Source organism: Mesorhizobium sp. M4A.F.Ca.ET.022.05.2.1 (genome assembly GCF_003998845.1).
Classification (GTDB): domain Bacteria; phylum Pseudomonadota; class Alphaproteobacteria; order Rhizobiales; family Rhizobiaceae; genus Mesorhizobium.
In genome coordinates this window covers 1-4,090 of sequence record NZ_RZOJ01000492.1, presented here as the reverse complement: position 1 = coordinate 4,090, position 4,090 = coordinate 1, and the positions used below count along the sequence as shown (strand labels likewise).

The 4,090-nt window shown below is 64.1% G+C and carries 4 protein-coding genes and 1 pseudogene; 3 read left to right on the top strand and 2 right to left on the bottom strand.

The features are described 5' to 3' along the window. The 3 genes and pseudogenes from EN745_RS37710 to EN745_RS31280 form a co-directional block, all read left to right on the top strand. Positions 1-153 (top strand): annotated as a pseudogene (locus EN745_RS37710) (histidine kinase); the annotation flags it as partial. 189 nt (positions 154-342) lie between these two features. Beyond that, on the top strand, positions 343-663 hold the full coding sequence (locus EN745_RS31285; protein WP_126054785.1) for a 2Fe-2S iron-sulfur cluster-binding protein: 321 nt from the start codon (positions 343-345) through the stop codon (positions 661-663). Between the two features lie 89 nt (positions 664-752). Further along, on the top strand, positions 753-1,781 hold the full coding sequence (locus tag EN745_RS31280; RefSeq protein ID WP_126054784.1) for an NAD(P)/FAD-dependent oxidoreductase: 1,029 nt from the start codon (positions 753-755) through the stop codon (positions 1,779-1,781). Between the two features lie 8 nt (positions 1,782-1,789). On the opposite strand, the gene EN745_RS31275 is transcribed toward EN745_RS31280, so the two are convergent. Continuing rightward, positions 1,790-3,271 (bottom strand): MDR family MFS transporter, encoded by a 1,482-nt coding sequence (locus tag EN745_RS31275; RefSeq protein ID WP_127423030.1) that lies wholly within the window; start codon positions 3,269-3,271, stop codon positions 1,790-1,792. A gap of 235 nt (positions 3,272-3,506) precedes the next feature. Beyond that, entirely contained in the window at positions 3,507-4,085 is a 579-nt protein-coding gene (locus EN745_RS31270) for a DUF922 domain-containing protein (protein WP_127423031.1), read from the bottom strand. Positions 4,086-4,090 lie beyond the last annotated feature (5 nt).

The following is a 4,090-nucleotide window of genomic DNA, read 5'->3' as shown; positions in this document are numbered from 1 at the left end:
GGGCTGAAGGGCTCGGCGCGCGGAGTGGGTGCGTTTGCAATCGCCGATTGCGCCGCGGCCGTCGAAGGCCAGCCCGAAGACATCAAGACCCTCAAGCGGCTCGGCGTGCTAATCGAGGAAGTGCGCGATTTCATTGCCGCCATCAGCCGCTAGGACAATCGCTCAAAGGTGTGCGGCGGTCCCGGGATGGCGACATGTGCGAAACAACAACCTAAGCGCGGCGCCCGCCGGACGCGCTTTGGCCGGATTTCCGAAAAAACGTCACGGCGCGGCGTTTTCGCGCCGCAGTTGACTTGTCCGCCGGAGTGATTATCTCGGCTGGAACTCCCCTTCAGGTGACAAATGACCAAGCTGACCTTCATTGCCAATGACGGCACACAGTTCGACATGGATGCCGAAAACGGCTCGACCGTGATGGAGAACGCCATCCGCAACGCCGTCCCGGGGATAGAGGCCGAGTGCGGCGGCGCCTGCGCCTGCGCAACCTGCCATGTCTATGTCGACGAGTCCTGGACGGCGGAAGTCGGCGAGCCGGAGGCGATGGAGGAGGACATGCTGGACTTCGCCTATGACGTCCAGCCGAACTCGCGCCTGTCCTGCCAGATCAAGGTGCGCGACGCCCTCGACGGGTTGGTCGTGCGCGTGCCGGCCCGCCAGGGCTGACCCTCGGCCAGCCAAATTTTGCCTTGGCCGCTTGGCAGCAGGCCGTTGCTCATGCAGTCTCGCCCCGGATTGGCAACAAGGCGTATCGCATGAGTGACACGATCAAGACGGACGTACTCATCGTCGGGGCTGGGCCTGTAGGCCTGTTCGCCGTGTTCGAGCTTGGCCTCTTCGACATGAAGTGCCATCTGATCGACATCCTCGACCGGCCCGGCGGCCAGTGCGCGGAGCTCTATCCGGAAAAACCGATCTACGACATTCCCGGCTGGCCGTTGATCACGGCTCAGGGCCTGGTCGACAAGCTGCTCGAGCAGATCCACCCGTTCAAGCCGGAATTCACCTACAATCGCATGGTCTCCAGCCTGGAGAAGCTGGATGACGGCAGCTTCCGCGTCACCACCGACGAGGACGAGCTGTTCGAGGCCAAGGTGGTGGTGATCGCCGCCGGCGGCGGCTCGTTCCAGCCCAAGCGGCCGCCCATTCCTGGCATCGAATCCTATGAAGCCAAGAGCGTCTTCTATTCCGTGCGCCGCATGGAGGATTTCCGCGGCCATGACCTCGTCATCGTCGGCGGCGGCGATTCGGCGCTCGACTGGACGCTGAACCTGCAGCCGGTGGCAAGGAGCGTGACGCTGGTCCACCGCCGTCCGGAGTTCCGGGCCGCACCCGACAGCGTCAACAAGATGTACGCCATGCAGGAGATGAAGCAGCTGGATTTCCAGGTCGGCCAGGTGAGCGGCCTGACCGGCGCCGACGGCCAGCTCTCATCGGCTACCATCAAGGGACCTGACGGCGACATCGAGGTGCCATGCACTCGCATGCTGCCCTTCTTCGGCCTGACCATGAAGCTCGGGCCGATCGCGGAGTGGGGACTCAACCTGCATGAGAACCTGATCCCGGTCGACACGGAGAAATTCCAGACCTCGGTCTCCGGCATCTTCGCCGTCGGCGACATCAACTGGTATCCCGGCAAGCTGAAGCTGATCCTGTCGGGGTTCCACGAGGTGGCGTTGATGGCGCAGGCGGCCAAGCGCATCGTCAGCCCCGGCGAACGCATCGTCTTCCAGTACACGACCTCGTCGACCAGCCTGCAGAAGAAGCTCGGCGTCCACGATTGAAGGCTTCGCTACTCGGCCAGCACCGGGGCTGCGGTTTCGAGATGGCCGCGAAGCGCCTTTTCCGGCATCAGCCCGAGCGCGGCAAGCGCCATCAGCAGGATTACCGCCGCGACGAGGAAGATCATCATGAATGCTTCAGCAGGGGCGGCGGCGCCAGCTGAATGCGCGCCTTCGCCGGCCAATGGCAGGCCATAGCCCAGCGCGACCGCGCCCAATATTGCCACCCCAAGGGCGCTGCCCAAAGAACGAAGGAAGGTGAGCACACCCGTGGCGACACCGAGATGCGCCTGATCGACAGCGTTCTGGACCGAGACAGTCGCAACCGGAAACGTCGTCCCACTGCCGAGGCCAATGCAGGTCGTCAGGATTTCAACGACCAAAAGGGAGGCATGCCCGGCGACGAGGCTGAGCACCCCAAGGCAGACTATGGCGAAGCTCACTCCGATCATGGCGATCCGCTTGTAATGGACGAAGCGCGGTATCGTGCGCCCGCTGAACGTCGCGCCGGCGACAGTGCCAAGCATCAGCCCGAGCAGCGCAATGCCCGATTCACCGGCCGAAAGCCCGACGATCGACTGCAGGTAGACCGGCAGATAGACCGCCAGGCCGATATTGGCGGCCTGCAGCAGGAACAAGGACAAGGTGCCGGCCAGCACGATCGGGTTGCTGAGCACCTCAAGCGAGATCAGCGGCTCGGCGGCGCGCATGAGCCACAGCGCAAAAGCGCTCCAGATAACCGCCGAACAGGCGAGCAGCCCGAGGATTTCGCGCGACAGCCAGGGGTAGGCGCTGCCGCCCCAATTCAGCGCCAGTAGCAGCAGGGCAGTAGTCGCTATCAGCAGCGCCGCGCCGAGACCATCGATACGATGATGTTTTGCCGCGATCGGCAGCTTCTTCAGCGGCTTGTTGATGATTGCCATGGCCAGCAGGCCGAGCGGCAGGTTGATCCAGAAGATCAGCGACCAGTGCAGATGTTCGGCGAAGGTGCCGCCCAGCAGCGGTCCGGCGATGCTGGCGACAGCCCAGGTACCCGCGATCCAGGCCGCGTAACGCGCCCGCTCGCGCGGCGGCACGAGGTCTCCGATCACCGTCTGTGCCAGCGCGAACAAGCCACCCCCGCCGGCGCCTTGAATAGCGCGCCCGACGACTAGCACCAGCATGTTGGGCGCCATTGCGCTGACCAGCGATCCGGCGAGAAAGATAAGGATCGCCGCGTAGAGCGTCGGCCTGCGGCCATGAACATCGGAAATCTTGCCATAAAGTGGCGCCATAGCCGTCGCGGTGAGCAGATAGGCGGTCACGATCCACGGCAGATATTCGGCATGGCCGAGCAAACGCGCCATCGTCGGCATGGCCGGGGCGACGATGGTCTGGTCGAGCGCTGCCAGCAGCATCGACAACAGCACGCCGCCGATGATGGCGTTCTTCTCGCTCTCCGTCAGCGGCGACGTCGCTGCAATTGTCGCCGGCTTGTCGACAGCCTGATCCATGGTCTCGTTCTTTCGTGGGCTTGCGCGCACCCTGGGGCAGGGCGGCCGGCTTGGCCGGTTCGACGCATCCACCGCGTCGATTGGATGTCTCGTGCTCTCAGGCTCCGCCTCTGCGAACCTGACATATGTCGTCCCATATAGGCCGATTTCGACAGGGGCTCGAAAGTTTTTGCCGCCTGGCACTATGCTTCGGCGAAATTGGCCTGCGCCACCGGCGCCCTGGTGCCGGCGAAAATCAGGCGGGCGGCAGCTGGCCGCTCTCGATGCGCTCGATCCGATAGCGCAGCAGCCGCAGGATGCGGCTTTCGAAGTTGACGCTCTCGACGCGGTCGAACCGCACCTGGTCCTGGTCGTGCCTGGCGAGTTCGGCCGCGGTGATCTGCGCGGCTCTCGCCTTGGCCTCGGCGCAAGTCCGTTGCGGATAGCTCGCCTTCAGCGCATCCTCCAGTTGCCTGGCGTGGTTCTTGGCGATCTCGACATGGCGTTCCTCATGGCGCTTGATGTCGGCCGACAGCGTGTCCCAGAACAGCTTCACGTCGGCATCCGCTTTGCGCGAGCGGCGCCATTCCGGAAGGATCACCTTGACCTTGACGGTCACGATGGCGTCGGCGATGCGGCAGGAGCCCGAGCTTTCCGCATAGCTGACGCGGGTGGTGAACGCCATTTGCGTCGCGCCCGGGTGTCGCGAGCCGGTGCTTTTCACCTGCGGTCCGTGCTTGGAAAGCTGCGTCTCGATATCGTCCAGCGTGCGGCCGCCAATGGCGAAGTAGCTGTAGGTCTTGACCAGATTGGCCGCGCCGGCCGGCAGGGCCATCAAAG

What these genes read in the sequence shown, in the direction of transcription:
- EN745_RS31275 (WP_127423030.1), bottom strand. Translation starts at nt 3,271, where the DNA reads ATGGATCAGGCTGTCGACAAGCCGGCGACAATTGCAGCGACGTCGCCG.
- EN745_RS31280 (WP_126054784.1), top strand. Translation starts at nt 753, where the DNA reads ATGAGTGACACGATCAAGACGGACGTACTCATCGTCGGGGCTGGGCCT.
- EN745_RS31270 (WP_127423031.1), bottom strand. Translation starts at nt 4,085, where the DNA reads ATGGCCCTGCCGGCCGGCGCGGCCAATCTGGTCAAGACCTACAGCTAC.
- EN745_RS31285 (WP_126054785.1), top strand. Translation starts at nt 343, where the DNA reads ATGACCAAGCTGACCTTCATTGCCAATGACGGCACACAGTTCGACATG.